Origin of the sequence: Pectobacterium parmentieri, from assembly GCF_001742145.1 — a bacterium.
Taxonomy (GTDB): Bacteria; Pseudomonadota; Gammaproteobacteria; order Enterobacterales; family Enterobacteriaceae; genus Pectobacterium; species Pectobacterium parmentieri.
This window is the reverse complement of sequence record NZ_CP015749.1, coordinates 3,778,691-3,797,267: the sequence shown is the minus strand read 5'-3', so window position 1 is coordinate 3,797,267 and position 18,577 is coordinate 3,778,691. Positions and strand designations below refer to the sequence as shown.

The 18,577-nt window shown below is 50.9% G+C and carries 16 protein-coding genes and 2 rRNA genes; 4 read left to right on the top strand and 14 right to left on the bottom strand.

The genetic code is table 11. The features are described from left to right. Positions 1 to 147 precede the first annotated feature (147 nt). Together A8F97_RS17230 and rrf are read left to right on the top strand one after the other, a co-directional pair. A 23S ribosomal RNA gene (locus A8F97_RS17230) occupies positions 148 to 3,055 on the top strand. Positions 3,056 to 3,194: 139 nt separating this feature from the next. Beyond that, positions 3,195 to 3,310: ribosomal RNA gene (rrf, locus tag A8F97_RS17225) — 5S ribosomal RNA — on the top strand. Positions 3,311 to 3,670: 360 nt separating this feature from the next. On the opposite strand, the gene A8F97_RS17220 is transcribed toward rrf, so the two are convergent. The 6 genes from A8F97_RS17220 to A8F97_RS17195 form a co-directional block, all read right to left on the bottom strand. After that, positions 3,671 to 4,432 carry an amino acid ABC transporter ATP-binding protein gene (locus A8F97_RS17220; RefSeq protein WP_033072322.1) on the bottom strand — a complete coding sequence of 254 codons (762 nt, stop codon included), beginning with the start codon at positions 4,430 to 4,432 and terminating at the stop codon, positions 3,671 to 3,673. Between the two features lie 8 nt (positions 4,433 to 4,440). Beyond that, positions 4,441 to 5,535, bottom strand: a complete 1,095-nt coding sequence (locus A8F97_RS17215; RefSeq protein ID WP_033072321.1) for an amino acid ABC transporter permease — start codon at positions 5,533 to 5,535, stop codon at positions 4,441 to 4,443. 9 nt (positions 5,536 to 5,544) lie between these two features. Next, complete coding sequence (locus A8F97_RS17210; RefSeq protein ID WP_033072320.1) at positions 5,545 to 6,723, bottom strand: amino acid ABC transporter permease; 1,179 nt, start codon at positions 6,721 to 6,723, stop codon at positions 5,545 to 5,547. Positions 6,724 to 6,789: 66 nt separating this feature from the next. After that, positions 6,790 to 7,815 carry an amino acid ABC transporter substrate-binding protein gene (locus A8F97_RS17205; RefSeq protein ID WP_033072319.1) on the bottom strand — a complete coding sequence of 342 codons (1,026 nt, stop codon included), beginning with the start codon at positions 7,813 to 7,815 and terminating at the stop codon, positions 6,790 to 6,792. A 385-nt stretch (positions 7,816 to 8,200) separates the two neighbouring features. After that, complete coding sequence (locus A8F97_RS17200) at positions 8,201 to 8,866, bottom strand: amino acid ABC transporter permease (protein ID WP_005975327.1); 666 nt, start codon at positions 8,864 to 8,866, stop codon at positions 8,201 to 8,203. Between the two features lie 88 nt (positions 8,867 to 8,954). Then, entirely contained in the window at positions 8,955 to 9,722 is a 768-nt protein-coding gene (locus tag A8F97_RS17195; protein ID WP_005975330.1) for an amino acid ABC transporter substrate-binding protein, read from the bottom strand. Positions 9,723 to 10,015: 293 nt separating this feature from the next. Between A8F97_RS17195 and A8F97_RS17190 the strand changes: the two genes are divergently transcribed. Both A8F97_RS17190 and A8F97_RS17185 read left to right on the top strand, forming a co-directional pair. Further along, positions 10,016 to 11,161, top strand: coding sequence for an endonuclease/exonuclease/phosphatase family protein (locus tag A8F97_RS17190; RefSeq protein WP_012822052.1), 1,146 nt, complete (start codon positions 10,016 to 10,018; stop codon positions 11,159 to 11,161). A gap of 58 nt (positions 11,162 to 11,219) precedes the next feature. After that, complete coding sequence (locus A8F97_RS17185; RefSeq protein ID WP_033072318.1) at positions 11,220 to 11,624, top strand: ASCH domain-containing protein; 405 nt, start codon at positions 11,220 to 11,222, stop codon at positions 11,622 to 11,624. Positions 11,625 to 11,768: 144 nt separating this feature from the next. On the opposite strand, the gene A8F97_RS17180 is transcribed toward A8F97_RS17185, so the two are convergent. From A8F97_RS17180 to A8F97_RS17145, 8 genes are all read right to left on the bottom strand, one after another. Further along, on the bottom strand, positions 11,769 to 12,239 hold the full coding sequence (locus tag A8F97_RS17180; RefSeq protein WP_033072317.1) for a type II toxin-antitoxin system death-on-curing family toxin: 471 nt from the start codon (positions 12,237 to 12,239) through the stop codon (positions 11,769 to 11,771). Further along, complete coding sequence (locus A8F97_RS17175; RefSeq protein ID WP_033072316.1) at positions 12,239 to 12,643, bottom strand: type II toxin-antitoxin system Phd/YefM family antitoxin; 405 nt, start codon at positions 12,641 to 12,643, stop codon at positions 12,239 to 12,241. The genes A8F97_RS17180 and A8F97_RS17175 overlap by 1 nt, the downstream gene beginning before the upstream one ends. A 364-nt stretch (positions 12,644 to 13,007) precedes the next feature. Next, positions 13,008 to 13,304 carry a DNA-binding transcriptional regulator Fis gene (gene fis / locus A8F97_RS17170; RefSeq protein ID WP_005975342.1) on the bottom strand — a complete coding sequence of 99 codons (297 nt, stop codon included), beginning with the start codon at positions 13,302 to 13,304 and terminating at the stop codon, positions 13,008 to 13,010. Between the two features lie 23 nt (positions 13,305 to 13,327). Beyond that, positions 13,328 to 14,293: a tRNA dihydrouridine synthase DusB gene (gene dusB, locus A8F97_RS17165; protein ID WP_012822055.1), complete on the bottom strand. Its 966-nt coding sequence runs from the start codon at positions 14,291 to 14,293 to the stop codon at positions 13,328 to 13,330. Positions 14,294 to 14,650: 357 nt separating this feature from the next. Further along, positions 14,651 to 15,385, bottom strand: a complete 735-nt coding sequence (locus tag A8F97_RS17160; protein ID WP_033072315.1) for a carbonic anhydrase — start codon at positions 15,383 to 15,385, stop codon at positions 14,651 to 14,653. Between the two features lie 181 nt (positions 15,386 to 15,566). Next, the gene (prmA, locus tag A8F97_RS17155; RefSeq protein WP_033072314.1) at positions 15,567 to 16,454 is read right to left on the bottom strand and encodes a 50S ribosomal protein L11 methyltransferase; all 888 of its coding nucleotides are present in this window, start codon (positions 16,452 to 16,454) and stop codon (positions 15,567 to 15,569) included. Between the two features lie 17 nt (positions 16,455 to 16,471). Continuing rightward, positions 16,472 to 17,923 (bottom strand): sodium/pantothenate symporter, encoded by a 1,452-nt coding sequence (panF, locus tag A8F97_RS17150; protein ID WP_012822058.1) that lies wholly within the window; start codon positions 17,921 to 17,923, stop codon positions 16,472 to 16,474. After that, positions 17,913 to 18,155 carry a YhdT family protein gene (locus tag A8F97_RS17145; protein WP_010681541.1) on the bottom strand — a complete coding sequence of 81 codons (243 nt, stop codon included), beginning with the start codon at positions 18,153 to 18,155 and terminating at the stop codon, positions 17,913 to 17,915. The genes panF and A8F97_RS17145 overlap by 11 nt, the downstream gene beginning before the upstream one ends. Between the last annotated feature and the right edge of the window lie 422 nt (positions 18,156 to 18,577).

The window sequence follows — 18,577 nt, the reverse complement described above, 5'->3', positions numbered from 1 at the left end:
TGGAACAAGCTGAAAATTGAAACATGACGGCTGAGAAAACACGATGACCTTCGGGTGCGTCGTGATGCATCAGTCTGTCAATGAGTCTCTCAAATAATCGCAGCGCGAACGTGACCTTGATTTATTCAAGACACCTTCGGGTTGTGAGGTTAAGCGACTAAGCGTACACGGTGGATGCCTAGGCAGTCAGAGGCGATGAAGGGCGTGCTAATCTGCGATAAGCGTCGGTAAGCTGATATGAAGCGTTATACCCGACGATACCCGAATGGGGAAACCCAGTGTGTTTCGACACACTATCATTACGTGAATACATAGCGTAATGAGGCGAACCGGGGGAACTGAAACATCTCAGTACCCCGAGGAAAAGAAATCAACCGAGATTCCCCTAGTAGCGGCGAGCGAACGGGGAGGAGCCCAGAACCTGAATCAGTTTGTGTGTTAGTGGAAGCGTCTGGAAAGTCGCACAGTAAAGGGTGATAGTCCCGTACACAAAAATGCACAAGTTGTGAGTTCGATGAGTAGGGCGGGACACGTGACATCCTGTCTGAATATGGGGGGACCATCCTCCAAGGCTAAATACTCCTGACTGACCGATAGTGAACCAGTACCGTGAGGGAAAGGCGAAAAGAACCCCGGCGAGGGGAGTGAAATAGAACCTGAAACCGTGTACGTACAAGCAGTGGGAGCCTACTTGTTAGGTGACTGCGTACCTTTTGTATAATGGGTCAGCGACTTATATTCTGTAGCAAGGTTAACCGAATAGGGGAGCCGCAGGGAAACCGAGTCTTAACTGGGCGTTAAGTTGCAGGGTATAGACCCGAAACCCGGTGATCTAGCCATGGGCAGGTTGAAGGTTGGGTAACACTAACTGGAGGACCGAACCGACTAATGTTGAAAAATTAGCGGATGACTTGTGGCTGGGGGTGAAAGGCCAATCAAACCGGGAGATAGCTGGTTCTCCCCGAAAGCTATTTAGGTAGCGCCTCGTGAATTCATCTTCGGGGGTAGAGCACTGTTTCGGCTAGGGGGTCATCCCGACTTACCAACCCGATGCAAACTACGAATACCGAAGAATGTTATCACGGGAGACACACGGCGGGTGCTAACGTTCGTCGTGAAGAGGGAAACAACCCAGACCGCCAGCTAAGGTCCCAAAGTCATGGTTAAGTGGGAAACGATGTGGGAAGGCACAGACAGCCAGGATGTTGGCTTAGAAGCAGCCATCATTTAAAGAAAGCGTAATAGCTCACTGGTCGAGTCGGCCTGCGCGGAAGATGTAACGGGGCTAAACCATGCACCGAAGCTGCGGCAGCGACACTTAGGTGTTGTTGGGTAGGGGAGCGTTCTGTAAGCCGTTGAAGGTGGCCTGTGAGGGTTGCTGGAGGTATCAGAAGTGCGAATGCTGACATAAGTAACGATAATGCGGGTGAAAAACCCGCACGCCGGAAGACCAAGGGTTCCTGTCCAACGTTAATCGGGGCAGGGTGAGTCGACCCCTAAGGCGAGGCTGAAAAGCGTAGTCGATGGGAAACAGGTTAATATTCCTGTACTCGGTGTTACTGCGAAGGGGGGACGGAGAAAGCTAGGTTATCCGGGCGACGGTTGTCCCGGTTTAAGCGTGAAGGTGGGTGACTTAGGTAAATCCGGGTCATCGTTAACACTGAGGCGTGATGACGAGTCACTACGGTGATGAAGTAACCAATGCTACGCTTCCAGGAAAAGCCTCTAAGCTCCAGGTAACATCAAATCGTACCCCAAACCGACACAGGTGGTCAGGTAGAGAATACTCAGGCGCTTGAGAGAACTCGGGTGAAGGAACTAGGCAAAATGGTGCCGTAACTTCGGGAGAAGGCACGCTGGCGCGTAGGTGAAGTCCCTTGCGGATGGAGCTGAAGCCAGTCGCAGATACCAGCTGGCTGCAACTGTTTAATAAAAACACAGCACTGTGCAAACACGAAAGTGGACGTATACGGTGTGACGCCTGCCCGGTGCCGGAAGGTTAATTGATGGGGTCAGCCGCAAGGCGAAGCTCTTGATCGAAGCCCCGGTAAACGGCGGCCGTAACTATAACGGTCCTAAGGTAGCGAAATTCCTTGTCGGGTAAGTTCCGACCTGCACGAATGGCGTAATGATGGCCAGGCTGTCTCCACCCGAGACTCAGTGAAATTGAACTCGCTGTGAAGATGCAGTGTACCCGCGGCAAGACGGAAAGACCCCGTGAACCTTTACTATAGCTTGACACTGAACCTTGAGCCTTGATGTGTAGGATAGGTGGGAGGCTTTGAAGTGTGGACGCCAGTCTGCATGGAGCCAACCTTGAAATACCACCCTTTAATGTTTGATGTTCTAACGTAGGCCCGTAATCCGGGTTGCGGACAGTGTCTGGTGGGTAGTTTGACTGGGGCGGTCTCCTCCCAAAGCGTAACGGAGGAGCACGAAGGTTAGCTAATCCTGGTCGGACATCAGGAGGTTAGTGCAAAGGCATAAGCTAGCTTGACTGCGAGAGTGACAGCTCGAGCAGGTGCGAAAGCAGGTCTTAGTGATCCGGTGGTTCTGAATGGAAGGGCCATCGCTCAACGGATAAAAGGTACTCCGGGGATAACAGGCTGATACCGCCCAAGAGTTCATATCGACGGCGGTGTTTGGCACCTCGATGTCGGCTCATCACATCCTGGGGCTGAAGTAGGTCCCAAGGGTATGGCTGTTCGCCATTTAAAGTGGTACGCGAGCTGGGTTTAGAACGTCGTGAGACAGTTCGGTCCCTATCTGCCGTGGGCGTTGGAAGATTGAGAGGGGTTGCTCCTAGTACGAGAGGACCGGAGTGAACGCACCACTGGTGTACGGGTTGTGATGCCAATTGCATTGCCCGGTAGCTAAGTGCGGAAGAGATAACCGCTGAAAGCATCTAAGCGGGAAACTTGCCTCGAGATGAGTCTTCCCTGGGCACTAGATGCCCCTGAAGGGCCGTTGAAGACGACGACGTAGATAGGCTGGGTGTGTAAGTGTAGCGATACGTTGAGCTAACCAGTACTAATGACCCGAGAGGCTTAACCTTACAACACCGAAGGTGTTTTGTGGGTGATGAAAGACTTATAGATTTTGATGTTCAGCTTGTTCAGAGATTGGTTCTGATGGTTGTACTGATGAGAAGCGAAAGCGACTTGGGTATGACGGTTGGAATGAAACAGAATTTGCCTGGCGGCGATAGCGCGGTGGTCCCACCTGACCCCATGCCGAACTCAGAAGTGAAACGCCGTAGCGCCGATGGTAGTGTGGGGCTTCCCCATGTGAGAGTAGGGAACTGCCAGGCATCAAATAGAACAAAAGGCTCAGTCGAAAGACTGGGCCTTTTGTTTTATCTGTTGTTTGTCGGTGAGGGCTCTCTGGAGTAGGACAAATCCGCCGGGAGCGGATTTGCACGTTGCGGAGCAACGGCCCGGAGGGTGGCGGGCAGGACGCCCGCCATAAACTGCCAGGCATCAAACAAGTGGAAAGCCTCTGTCGAAAGACAGGGGCTTTTTGCTATGAGAAATTTGAGTGGATATTTTAGGTAACTGCCCAATGATTCGGTATGAATGGCAGTCTGCTCCGCACAGTGCGAGCGGTGAGAACCATCATACTGGTGATGCAGAGGAAAGCCTGCGCAGATACGCAGGCTGATTGTTCTGCATTAGTGCAGGATTTGTGAAAGAAATGACTGCGTGCGTTCTGAGCGGGGACTAGAAAAGAAGATATCCGGTGGTGCTTGTTCTACGATCTCTCCCTGATCCATAAAGATCACTCTGTCAGCTACAGTTTTTGCAAACCCCATCTCATGCGTTACACATAGCATCGTCATTCCATCCTGTGCCAGCCCCAGCATAGTATCTAGCACTTCTTTCACCATTTCAGGATCCAGTGCGGACGTCGGTTCGTCGAACAGCATAATCTTGGGCTTCATGCACAGCGACCGTGCGATTGCCACGCGCTGCTGCTGGCCTCCAGATAGTTGGCCCGGAAACTTATGGGCATGTGCGACGATGCGTACTCGTTCCAAATAGTGCATGGCCAACTCTTCCGCTTCTTTCTTCGGCATGTGCCTAACCCAGCATGGTGCTAGCGTGCAGTTCTGTAATACGGTTAAGTGTGGAAACAGATTGAAGTGCTGAAATACCATGCCAACTTCAGTCCGAATTTTTTCGATGTTGCGTAAATCGTTATTCAATTCAATACCGTCAACAACAATCCGCCCCTGCTGATGTTCTTCAAGATGATTAATGCAGCGTATAGTGGTCGATTTGCCCGAGCCTGAAGGGCCGCAGAGCACAATTCTTTCCCCCTGTCTGACCTGCAAATTGATGTCTTTCAGTACATGAAAGTGTCCGTACCACTTATTCACACTCTCTAAGGTAATCATGTGATCGGTTGATTGAGTTAATGCAGTCTGATTCATGGATGGCCTCAGTGTGACTTGTGTCCGGTGTTGAAACGATTTTCAAGATGTTGGCTATAGCGCGACATACTGAAACAGAAAATCCAATAGACCATGGCGGCGAAGACATAGCCTTCCGTCGACATGCCCAGCCAGGTGGGATCGACGGTTGCCTGTTGGATGCTGCTGAAGAGATCGAAAAGGCCGATGATGATCACCAGGCTCGTGTCTTTAAAGAGCGAAATAATGGTATTCACTAGTCCTGGAATAACCATTTTTAGCGCTTGGGGGAGAATGACCAGCCCCTGCATGCGCCAATAGCCTAAGCCCAGAGATTCAGCGGCTTCATACTGTCCTTTAGGAAGTGCCTGTAAGCCACCGCGAACTACCTCGGCGACATAAGCGGATTGGAATAAAATCACGCCAACTAATGCCCTGAGCAGTTTGTCGATCGTGGTGCCTTCCGTTAAAAACAGCGGCAGCATCACGGATGACATAAAAAGTACGGTGATTAACGGTACGCCACGCCAGAATTCGATGAATACAACGGACAGCATACGGACAATCGGCAGTGTGGAACGACGGCCTAGCGCGAGTAGGATGCCAAGCGGTAGTGCACCAGCGATACCCACCGCGGCGATAATCAGCGTTAACGTTAATCCGCCCCACTGGTAGGTTTCCACTCGACTGAGCCCGCCAAAACCACCGTAAAGCAGCCACCAGGCGATGAGTGGGTAAGCCACTGTCCAGACGGCAATGTAACGCCCGCGATAAGGAATGGTTTTCAGGAACATCGGCAGGATACTGAGCAGTCCGATAGCGAGTGCAAAGTTAATGCGCCAGACTTCCGTTGCCGGATATAGTCCATACATGAAATGACCAAATCTGGCATGAATGAAGACCCAGCAGGCACCGTCACGCGTACAGTCATTGCGCGTTGTGCCGATCCAGTTAGCCTGAAAGATTGTCCAGTTGAGCAGCGGCGGTATGGCAACCCACAGCAGCCAGAGGCAAAACAGCGTTAACAGGCTATTGCTGATACTTGAGAAAAGATTACGCCGCGCCCACTGGATCGATCTGAGCAGAGGCGGTTGACGGTCTTGCGTAGAATGGTTCATCGTCATGACGTCCTCTTAGCGTTCGACTAACGCGATCTTGCGGTTATACAGATTCATCAGCAGCGAGATCAGCAGGCTGATAATGAGGTAGACCGACATGGTAATGGCGATGGTTTCGATAGCCTGACCCGTCTGATTCAACACGGTTCCCGCGAACAGTGACACCATATCGGGATAGCCAATCGCAGCAGCCAAGGATGAATTTTTCACAATGTTGAGGTACTGGCTGGTCAGCAGTGGAATGATGACGCGTAACGCCTGGGGAAGGATGACTTTACGCAGCGTCACGGGATTGGGTAAGCCAAGAGAGCGCGCCGCTTCATGTTGACCATGAGAAACTGATTGGATACCAGAACGAATAATCTCGGCGATAAACGATGAGGTGTAGACCGAGAGTGCAACAGTCAATGCGGCGAGTTCAGGGATCAACACCATACCGCCGCGGAAGTTGAATCCTTTTAATTCCGGCACATCCCAGTGAAAAGCAGGGCCAAAAATCAGATGGCTGAGTGCGCACAGGACAAGCAACAAGCCCAACGTCAGCGGCCAGGTTCTACGCACCTGACCGGTTAACGCGTGATAGCGCTGATTACGCCGCAGGACGGCCCATGTCACCACCAGTGTAATCAGTAGAGAAAGAAAAAACGCAGCGGTGCCCGGCCCCATCTCGGGGGATGGCAGATAAAAACCTCGGTTGCTGAGGAACGCGATATCAAACGCACTGATTGACTGGCGTGGGCCCGGCAGATTCCGCAGCACAGCAAAATACCAGAAGAAGATCTGCAATAACGGCGGAATGTTACGGAATATCTCAATGTAAATATTGGATATTTTCCGTAATAACCAGTTGTCGGATAGTCGAGCAAGACCAATGGTAAAGCCGAGAATAGAAGCGAATACGATGCACAATGCCGAAACCAAAAGCGTGTTGAATAGACCGACAAGAAACACGCGGGCGTAGGTATCGCCTTGTTGATAGTCAATCAGGTGTTGGACGATGCCAAAGCCGGCGCTTTTATTCAGAAAATCGAAGCCAGAGGTAATGCCTCTTTGTGCCAGATTGGTTACTGTGTTGTGCAACAGGTAGGCTGCGATAGCCAATACCGCGATCACAACGATAATTTGATACAGCCAGGCGCGCACCGCTGGATTAGTCAGTGATAAATCACCTTTTACGGTTGGGCGTTGTAGCATGCTGAAACCTCGATACGGGGGCACTGAGGGGTGCAGCAATACACTGCACCCGGGTTGTTCTGATAATTAACGTACCGCTGGCGCGTACTGGATCCCGCCTTTGTTCCACAGTTCGTTCAGGCCGCGCTTAATTTTCAGCTCGCTGCCCATGCCGACATTACGTTCAAAGACTTCGCCGTAGTTACCGACCTGTTTGATGATTTTGAAGGCCCAATCGTTCGGTAATTTGAGGTCTTTACCGTAGCTGCCTTCATGGCCAAGCAGGTGTGACATATCTGGCGTGGTGGGTTTTGCTGCCAGTTGGTCGACATTTTTCGAGGTCACATCCATCTCTTCTGCATTTAGCATGGCGAACAGTGTCCAGCGGACGATAGAGAACCACTCTTCATCACCACGGCGTACGACTGGGCCCAGCGGTTCTTTGGAAATGACTTCTGGCAGAACGATGAATTCAGCAGGTTTGCTCAGCTTGATACGCAGTGCATAGAGTTGCGACTGGTCTGATGCCAGGGTATCGCAACGGCCGGATTCCAGTGCTTTGGCACTTTCATCAGAACGGTCGAACGTGACAGGGGTGTACTGCATTTTATGGGTTTTGAAGTAGTCAGCGACGTTCAATTCGGTATCGGTGCCGGCCTGAATACAGACGGTTGCGCCATCCAACTCTTTCGCACTGGTCAAGCCCGCCTTATTGTGCGTCAGGAAGCCAATACCGTCGTAGTAAGTCACGCCAGTAAAGAGCATACCCATGCCGCCGTCGCGGGAGGAAGTCCAGGTAGTGTTGCGTGATAGCACGTCAACTTCGCCGGATTGCAGTGCAGTGAAGCGTTCTTTTGCCGTCAGCGGCGAGTATTTGACTTTATTGGCATCGCCAAATACGGCGGCAGCAATGCCACGACACACGTCAACATCAATACCAGAATATTTCCCGTTGGCATCCGCATAGGAAAAACCGGGCAAGCCATCGCTGATGCCACATTGCACAAATCCTTTCTTTTGAATGGCATCCAGCGTTGTACCAGCATGGGCTTGGTTGATGGCGGCAAAGAGTGACGCGCCAGCAACCAGAGTAGAAATCACTATTCTTTTCATAATCATCCTAGCGTCTAGAGTTATCTGCTGTTGTTGCAGTACACAGTTGTGTTGCGGCGCACAATAAGGTGCACCCTACCTGTCTGTCGGTATGCCGACGTAAGCAGAGCAAAGCAAATAAAATGCCAGTTTTCTATTTGATTGATAATGAAGACGAAATGGAATGGTTGTTGATCTAAGTAGGTACTTCTGATTGGGTATGCGCGCACTGTGATAAATGCAAAGAGGCCAATGCGCCCTTTTTTGGTGCGCCAAGATAGCGAGGGCGGAGCATCTTCAGTCTGTTTGCATATTTTCAGGTGTGGAATTGCCTGTTAAGCAGGGAGCAATGGGGGCGTAATAACGTCATCAGCCCAGCGGATGGCGTGGGCTAAGGTAGAAAACGTTAGTGTGTGATGTGGCGCTGATAATACTTTTCGAGCTTAACCTGTAATTGGCTTAGCACCGTGCTGAACATCAGATAAATCAGCGCAGCCTCGACATACAGAATCAGAGGTTCATAGGTAACGGAAACGATGCGCTGAGCGGATAAAAACATCTCTGGCACGGTGATGACGGCGGCCAGCGACGTATCCTTGATTAAAGAAATAAACGTATTGGAGAGCGGCGGCAGCGAAACGAAAACGGATTGGGGGAAGATGACCCAACGAATAGCCTGCCTGCCATTCATGCCGAGAGAATAGGCGGCACTCCACTGGCCTTTCGGGACAGATAAAATTGCCCCACGGACGATCTCCGAACTATAGGCTCCCACACTGACGGTGAAACCAATCAGCGCAGCAGGGAAGGCATCTAGGGTAATGCCTGCACTGGGCAGCCCATAAAAAATCAGGAAAAGCTGCACCAGCAACGGCGTTCCACGAATGACCCAAACGTAGAAATCACCCAGCCATTTCAGTGGCTTTGGGCCATAGAGGCGGACCAGCGCGATGAGAATGCCGAGAGCTAAGCCAAAGATGAAAGACAGGATAGCCAGAGGGACGGTAAATTTCAGTCCCGCAGACAGCAGACTCCAGAAAGAGTCTGCCATGAGTTGTAGCCAAGGCGGCATGAAAACGAGCTCCGATAACGGTATGCGCTAATCACAGCGCGCGCTGATATCATGATATTGATAACAACGCGCTCTGGTAACAGTGCGATTATTGAGAAACATCCTCCCCGAAGTATCGCACAGATATCGTTTTATAGGTGCCGTCTGCTTTGATTTCATCCAGAGCTTTATTCAATGCTTCCACCAGTGGAGCCTGATCTTTACGCACCAGAATAGCGGAAGGTTCGCCGTCCTTTGAGGTCGCCGCAATCTTCACGTTGGCATCCGGCTTATGCTTTTTAAAATCCAGGAATGACAGATTATCGTTTAATGTAGCGTCGGCACGGCCGCTGAGAACCAGATCCAGCGACTGGTTAAAGCCGTCCGTTGGTACAATTTCCGCGCCGTAGCTGGTGGCTTGCTTCGAGTAATTACTGGTCAGGCTTTGGGCTGATTTTTTACCTTTCAGATCGCTGAAATCCTTGATTGCGGTGTTATCACCACGGACAACCAGCACGGCTTTGGAGTCGATATAAGGCTTGGAGAAATCATACTTGACCTGACGTTCTTTGGTTACGCCAACCTGATTGATGACCGCATCGTAGCGCTTAGCATCAATACCGGCGATTAAACCGTCCCAACGTCCTTCAATGAACTGGGCTTTCACGCCGAGCTTCTCTGCCACCGCGCGACCAACATCCACATCGAAGCCAACCAGTTGCCCTGATTTATCATGATAGGTGTAAGGCGCGTAGGTGCCTTCTGTACCGAACTTGATAACCCCTGCGGACTTGATGGCGCTAAGGTCATCGGCATGAGCGAATACGCTGGTAGCAAGCAGGGCGCTGGTCAGTAAAGCAAAACGTATTTTTTTCATTATGAATTCCTGTGAGTGGTATGCAGCAGTGTGCTTATAACTTTTGTTAATAATGAATCTACGCGACAACACATCTGTTTATAAATCACGTTGTGTGATGATTTATATCAGAAGTGAATATAGTCCTGAACGTAGTTTGTAGTGAATATAGTGCGCCTGTCAGGTTTTAACCATCTTGTGCGAAAGGACGATAGAAAAAGTCTGTTGCTGCCGTAATGTTACCCAACTGACACAATCGGCTTCTATCCTCAAAGGACATCATTGCTTTTGCCACAACCCAGCAGGAGATAACAATGAAGATCCGTATCGCCAGCTATAATGTTGAGAACCTGTTCCATCGCACCGCGATCCTCAATCTCCCCGATTCCCAGCAGATCGATGCCTTATTGGAACAGGTCAGGCAGCTTCAGCAGCTTCTTGAGCAGCCCCAATACGATGATGCTTTGAAGGGTAAGGTGTTCCGCCTTTCTATCGATCTACGTCCTTATATTGATATCCGTACCGATGCAGGAACGCTGGGGAGATGGAAAAAGGAGGAGGCCGGTACGGGGTTCAGAATCAATAAAAGCTGCCGTGGCCGTGGGGATTGGATCGGTGAAATCGTGTTTAAATCGCAGGAGTTCAGCAGCCAACAGCGTAAGAATACAGGCAAGATTATTAACCTGCTTAACGCCGACATTCTGTGCGCCGTTGAAGTCGAAAACATGGATGTCTTGCGTGATTTCAACAGCCAGGTACTCGGGAAAAAGAAATTTAGTCAGTTCGTGATGATCGACAGCCCGAATGACCCACGCGGCATTGATGTTGCTTGCCTGACGCGTTATCGAATCGCCCAGCTACGCACCCATATTTTTGATGCCGGAAAGCAGTTCGACCCCGTATTTAGCCGTGATTGTCTTGAAGTCACGCTGGATGCTGGCCTCAAACAGCCCATTTATATTCTGTGTAACCATTTCAAAAGCCAAAGCGGTCAAACAGAGCAAGAACGACAGCGTGGGGCGCAGAAGCGCCGTGACCAATCCGAACGTGTCGCAGAGATTGTCCAACAGACTTACGATCTCAAGAAGGATTACGTGGTCATTCTCGGCGATTTGAACGAAGACTCGTCAAACCCCTGGCAAAGTTTGGCTCCGCTGTTTTCCCTGTCGGACTTGCATCCCGTTATTGACCCTGAACGCCCGGAAAAAGAGCGTTATACCTACTATTTCGCTGGTGGCAAGAAAGGTGCTCGGTTAAATCAACTGGACTACATATTTTTGTCTGCTCCGTTGCATCAGGCGATGGTGGGTTGGGGCGTTGAACGTCGAGGCATTTATAATATCGACAAGATTGCCGCCAAAGAGGGTGCTGAACCTGTTACGCCGCTACCCGAAGTTACCTCATGGGACACCGCCGCGTCCGACCATGCGGCGCTCTGGGTGGAAGTGGATATTACCTGATGGCTTATGATTGCGTGAGAGAAGAGAGCAATCATAGCCGTATAAACCGAGGAAGATGATGAGCCATAAACAAGGATTGGAAAACTACCCAGACGCGTTGCGCTGGTCATTTGGCGACAGCCCCGAGCTGGCAGATGAACTTCTGCAACTGGTGCGGGAAGGGCATAAAACGGCAACCTGTAGCTCGTATCACGCGTTCAAAAACGAGGAAACGCCGCAGGTCGGCGATTACAACATCATTCTGGACGGTGCCGGACAGCCCTCCTGCGTAATTCGCACGCGCTCGTTAACGCTGGTGCGCTACTGCGACGTCACTGCTGAGATGGCGGCGAAAGAGGGCGAAGGCGACAAAAGCCTGGCTTTCTGGCGCGAAGGCCATCAGCGGTATTTTGAAAGAGAAGGCAGCTTCGCCCCAGATATGCTGCTGGTGTTTGAAGAGTTCGAGCTGGTTGAGGTGTTTTGATTCTGGGTTAGCTAGCCAACATTGTATCAATCAAACGAAGTGTCTTTACACGCTGCGCTGCAACGTTCAAACAGAGAAGTACGCCGACTCAACAAACCGCCTAGGGGGCGTTGAGTCGACGTGTTTCGTGAATTCTTGCGTACACTATTCTTCAGATAGTGAAGACTGTAATGGAAGCAGGTAGTCAGAATCATAATCATCCATGAGATCATTTCTGTAGGACGATAATAATCGTAATGCGAAACTGGTCTGTTCAAGGTTTGCTTCATCCATCGCGGCAAATACCGTGAGTTTTACCAGTTCATAAGACTGATTCAGATCGTAAGATCTGGCTTCAGGATCGTCAGCAATTTCAGGATCTATGTTCATCAGCAAAAAAATAGCTGCGGCCTGAAATGCGGTTCTTTTGTTTGCATCATTAAAAGCATGAGCTTTAGCAATGGCTATTAAGTAAAGAGCCGCAAGTTTAAAAATATCGTTGCATGACTCGTAGAAATGTAAATTCTCGACTCTTGAAAGTGCTCCACCCAATCTGTTTCTGTCAGGAGGACCGCTACTAGCCAATGTATCTTGTTGAATTTCAATTACCTGGTCCATAGTGAGAAATTCAAACATTATTTATCTCCGAGTATTTTTATGACACCCGCATGCCGTTTTTGTGTTCTCGTTTTCGCCTCGACAAAACTTAGTTTTTTGGGCAGCGATACTGTTTGTCTTTTTTCATAATGCTCAGCACTGCTACCTCGGCGGGTACTTCCACTTTTAGATACAAAGACAGTCCCGTGTGTACTGGGCGCTGGGAATACCGACACCTCTTCGCCAGTTTTAACTCGGCTACTCCCTCTGGGAGCAGAAGAATACGCACCAGTGCTTTCCTCTGGGAAGTCTGAGATCTGGTTCCCCTGCAACTTGATATCGGGCTTACCTCGCTGAGTAACAATAAAATCTACACCATTACGAAGTTCATCAAGAACTTCGGTCAGATGTTCACGCATGTAGGTATAGGTTATCGATTTCATAAAAATTCCGATGCAGCAAACTTGTACATGTACAGATTAGCAAAAGGAATGCTCTTGCATAAGCTTGTGCCACCCAAAACGCACATTTACTACATTGAAATGGCCGCTGGCTTACGCCATTGTTGAATTGGACAACCTAGAATCGAAAGAGATTTTAACGTTCGTGTTAGCGGAACGGCTAGATAGCCTGCACCGACTCTTTCATGCGTCAGAAACGGATAAACAAGAAGGGATGAGTCATTAACAACGAATTCCTCAACTCGCGGACGAAATAGCTCAGGTTGCCACGCAAATAGAAGGCAAAGAAAAAGGCGCTTAACCCAAGAGGTAAAGCGCCTTTTTTCAAATGCTTAACTGATTAGTATCAGTTCATGCCGTATTTTTTCAATTTCTTACGCAGAGTACCGCGGTTGATGCCCATCATCAGGGCAGCGCGGGTTTGGTTACCGCGGGTGTATTGCATCACCATGTCCAACAGTGGCTGTTCAACTTCAGCCAGTACCAGCTCATACAGGTCACTTACATCCTGACCGTTCAATTGAGCAAAATAGTTCTTCAGTGCCTGTTTAACCGAGTCGCGCAGGGGTTTTTGGGTTACCTGAGCCTGAGAGTTTACAGTGGAAACGGTCAGTACGTCAGAATTCACGCGTTGTTCGAACATAGTTCTGTCAGCTCTTTTTCTGTTTACGCAAGATTTTCAAAATATGCCTTCAACGCCTCCAGCTGCTCGCTGGCATCCTCAATGGCGTTGAATGTGCGCCTAAACTGGTCGTTTGGGGCGTGTTCCTGGAGATACCAGGATACGTGCTTACGAGCGATACGAAATCCCTTGCCTGGACCATAAAAGTCGTGCAATTCCCGTATGTGCTCGATCAACAAGCGCTTGACCTCTACCAACGGCAGTGGTGCCAGCAACTCCCCTGTGTCCAGATAATGCTGGATTTCCCGAAAGATCCAGGGTCTTCCCTGAGCGGCTCGTCCTATCATCAGGGCGTCAGCCCCAGTGTAGTCAAGAACCGCTCTGGCTTTATGCGGGTCTGTAATGTCGCCATTCGCAATAATAGGAATGGAAACGGCCTGCTTAACTGCCCGAATGCTGTCGTATTCGGCGAAACCATTGAACAGGCACGCACGAGTGCGTCCGTGAATAGTTAACGCCTGAATGCCACAGTCTTCAGCCAATTTGGCAATTTCTACACAGTTGCGGTGCTCTGGTGCCCAACCGGTACGGATCTTCAGTGTTACCGGTACGTCTACCGCTTTCACTACCGTAGAGAGGATCTGTTTGACCAAATCCGGATACTGCAACAACGCAGATCCTGCCATCTTGCGGTTCACCTTCTTCGCCGGGCAGCCCATATTGATGTCAATGATCTGCGCGCCGGAATCAGCGTTGATTCTCGCTGCCGCCGCCATCTCATCGGGGTCACAACCGGCAATCTGCACGGCCCTGATACCCGGTTCATCACTATGTACCATTCGCAAACGCGACTTGTCTGAACGCCAGACTTCCGGATTGGAAGACAGCATTTCAGACACGGTCATTCCAGCGCCCATCGCGTGACAGAGTGCTCTAAATGGGCGATCGCTAATACCAGCCATTGGGGCTGCTATCAAACGATTGGTAAGCTGAAATTGTCCAATGTGCATAGACAAAAATTGACCATACTGTGCCTGCAAGGGCGCGTATATTACGCATTTTTTACGTCAGATGAAAGGCCAAACTTTGACCAATTTACGGCTATCGATCAATGAAAATGCAGTTCGTAGAGGCATATGAAAATATTATTCATATTTAACAGTATGTTATGTTTTTGTGTCGATTTTTTGCTCTGTAAAATATTCATCTGCTTACAGAATTTTATCTGTAAGCGAGGTCGTTTTTACTGGAGATACAACAGGCTAGCCATGCTTTATCAGTGAAATGCGTTGGTTAATGCGGCAAAAAAGGGCACCAATTTACCTGAGGCTGGCCGGCAAATGCTCTGACCAGCCTCACGGAGTCTCTTAATGGATGATGATTCGACCATTAAGCGGCTGTATAGGGCGATTATTGGCGTGATGCATGACTGAGCTGAACTGGCTTATTTGTTCAGCAGAGGCGGTGACGGGATGATCCAGCACCAGCCAGCGGATGCCTTCTGAGCACGGTGGCGTGGTGAGTGACCCACTGAACCGATAGTAGTTTAATGACGTCGGTAACAGGGCCTGAATTGCAACTGGCGTGCGCACGTCCTCCGCCTGATCGACACGAGCCGGAATCTGCTGCCATGCCGTGGCTAGCTGTGGATTGGCTGCTCCCTCCTGAAACATCAGCGCAATAACGGTGAGCGCGCCATCCGCGTTTTTATAGACAAAGTGGCCTTCCAGCGGAAATTGTTTACCGTCAATTTCATTTTCACTCGGTGCGTGAAAGTGGAATTGCTGCAAGGTGAATGTCTCGTTATCCAGCAGCAGCGTATTTCCAGGGCTAACGTTGACCTGAATGGTATGCCCGTTGTTGATAATCTGCTGTGTTCCGGACTGGAAAGCCAACTGTAGGGGATCGTGCTGGGTGTTTAGTGCTTGTCGGATATTAATGGGAGATTGATTTTTCCCCGTTTCACACAGCGAAAAATCCGGGGAGAGTTTTCCCCAGTGCGCCGGATCGCCGTTGCCTTCGTAGCCCCAGTGAACCGAATCTGTTGCCGACGCGGAAAAGCAGACCGACAGCATCAATGCGATAGAGAGTTTACCTTTCATTTTTCATCCCTTAAAAATAATGATACGGCGTTGTTGAGTGCCGGGCGTAGGTGCGTCCGGTCGCAAGCATCATACGCCTGTGTATGGGGATCAATCGTGAGATATGACAGGAAGAAGTGCGCCCACCGTTGCATAGACGGTGGGCGGGACTAAAAGGGAATGTTATTAAAAGAGAACGTTATTACGATGCGCGGCGTTGGCCGGTAATGCGGCACCATTCTTCGCGTTCAGCCACGGGGTCGAGCGTGAACTTGTCTGCGTAGGCTTCTGCGACGCCATCGGCCTGCGTGGACAGCACGCCGGATAGGCCGAGGTGACCGCCTGCTTTTGGCAGATCGCTAATCAGCGGTGCCAGTTCGCGCAGTGGGCCAGCGAGGATGTTGGCGACGACGACATCGGCAGACAGGTCGGCAGGTTGGTCTTTCGGCAGATAAAGCTCAAGACGCTCAGAAACGCCGTTGCGCTGTGCGTTGTCGCGGCTGGCCTGAATTGCCTGCGGATCGATATCAATCCCGATAGCGCGTGCTGCACCCAGTTTCAGAGCGGCAATTGCCAGAATGCCGGAGCCGCAGCCGAAATCGATGATGGTTTTCCCTTCAAGATCCAGTCCATCGAGCCATTGCAGGCACAGTGACGTCGTTGGGTGGGTGCCGGTACCGAACGCCAGACCGGGATCGAGCATCACGTTGACGGCGCTCGGGTCAGGAATTTCACGCCAGCTTGGGCAAATCCACAGACGTTTACCGAACTGCATCGGGTGGAAGTTATCCATCCACTCACGTTCCCAGTCTTTGTCTTCCAACTGTTCGATCTTGTGCTTAAAACCCACGCCCAGCAGCGGATCTTGTTCCAGCATGGAGATAACCGCGTTCATGTCGATTTCGGCATCGTACAGCGCAATCGCGTCGGTATCGCCCCACAGACGGGTCTCGCCCGGCAGCGGTTCAAACACGGGAGTATCGTGCGTATCCTGAAACGTAACGGATACCGCACCGCTTTCTATCATGGTGTCACCCAGTTGTTCAGCAACCTTTCCTGAGGTGTTTATTTTCAGTTGAATCCACGGCATAGCAGTCTCTATTACATTTAAAGTGAAGATGAAGCGGCAACTGGCGCTGGTGGGTTATGACCAAAGCGATTGCCAATAATAAACGCCATCAGGCTGAGTAACAGCGATGGCACGATAGGGTGGTATCCGGCCAACTGAAGATTGAAGCTGGCCAGTAAGGTATAGCAAATGGCACCGGAGAACATGGCGCTAAGCGCACCCGCAGCATTCGCGCGTTCCCAATACAGGCCCAGCACCAGCGGCCACAGGAACACCGCTTCCAGCCCGCCAAACGCCAGCAGATTCAGCCAGATAATCATATCCGGTGGCCGTAAGGAGGCCAGCAGTACCAGCAGCCCCAACAGCAGGGTTGTCACGCTGGACAGGATCTTGATGCGACGTTCGTTATGGATCTGCTCTGGGCGCACGCTGAGATAGAGATCCTTGACGATCGTGGCAGACGCCTGAAGCAAATGCGCATTAATGTTGGACATGATAGCGGCCATTGGCGCGGCGAGAAAGATCCCCGCGGCCAGCGGCGGCAGCACGGTGACCATCAGCGCCGGTAGAACCTGATCGGGAATCGTCAGATTTGGCATAACGGCACGCCCCAGCGCCCCAGCCAGATGCATGCCGAGCATCAGAATACCGATGACAATTGTACCGATGATAATTCCACGGTGCAGTGCTTTGCTGTCGCGGTAAGAGATGCAGCGAACGGCGGTGTTCGGCAGGCCGATGACGCCGAAGCAGACTAGCACCCAGAATGAAGCCATAAACGGCATCGACAGAATGCCGCCGCTGCCCTGTGGCGATACCAGCATCGGGTCGATTTGTTGCAGCTTATCCACTGCGCTGTGTAAGCCGCCAGCGGCATAAATCACGCCGACCAGCAGGATGACCGTACCGATTAACATCACGATGCCCTGCATCGCATCATTGAGCACGCTGGCGCGGAAGCCGCCAAACGTGGTGTACAGCGCGATGGTGACGCCGAAAATCAGCAGGCCGATGTCATAAGGAATGTTCGCGGCGGTTTCCAGAAGGCGTGCGCCGCCGATGAACTGCACGGCCATCGCACCGATAAACGCCACCAGCAGGCTGATGCTGGCGAACCATACCAGCAGCGGGCTGTTGTAGCGGGCGTACAGCATGTCATTCAGCGTGATGGCATTGTAACGTCGAGCCAGAATGGCGAATTTTTTCCCCAGAATGCCGAGCGATAGCAGCATCGTGGGAAGCTGGATCATCGAAAGCAGCACCCAGCCCAGCCCGTATTTATACGCCGCACCCGGCCCGCCGATAAAAGAACTGGCGCTGACGTAGGTGCCAATGAGCGTCATCGCCAGCACAAACCCGCCCATCGAGCGGCCACCGAGAAAATACTCATTAAGAAAGTTACCCGCCTGACGGCGACGGTACGCATAGACCGACAGTCCAAAGACCAGCAGCAGGTAGCCAATCAGCGGTAATAAAATCTCAATTTGCATCGTCACTCTCCAGTGAGATATCGCGGAAAATAACGCGCACCATGAGCCAGCACAGCAGCGTAAACACGAGCGGCAGCAGCAGGCAGGCCATCTCAAACCAGTGTGGAAGGCCGGTTATCCCTTGTGTGTTGTCAGGCAAATAGGCGGCAAGCACCCAGGCCACTAAATAAACCAGCGTCAGGCCGAAAGCCCAGCGTGCCTCTTTGTGCGCCTGAGGAAAGCGTGTATCCATGTTCTTCTCCACCGTAAATGGGAGCATAGGTATTGTTATGAGTGTCGTGATGACGAAAGCGGGAATTTTACGGCATGTGGGCCAATTGACTAGTAAGAATTACGTCATAGGTGCAAAAGCCAGCAGCAGGGTACTCAGTAGTTGGTGAAAAAAACGCTTTATCAGAATGTGTCAAAAAGCGGTGTGGCGTGGAATATCATCGTTTAAGTATCGAAATACATGGGGTGACCACATAGAATTCATCCCCCCTGCGGAAACCTCCCCCTGTGTTTCCCCTAACAGCGGGGTTAAGTGACCAGTATTAGGCATGTCACTTTCTTATTTCGGCAACATCACCGATCGATATGGGCGAATATAGCAGATATCTCGCCATGGAAATAACTCTAATTAGGTATGTGGTTTGTTAATGTTGAGGTAATTAG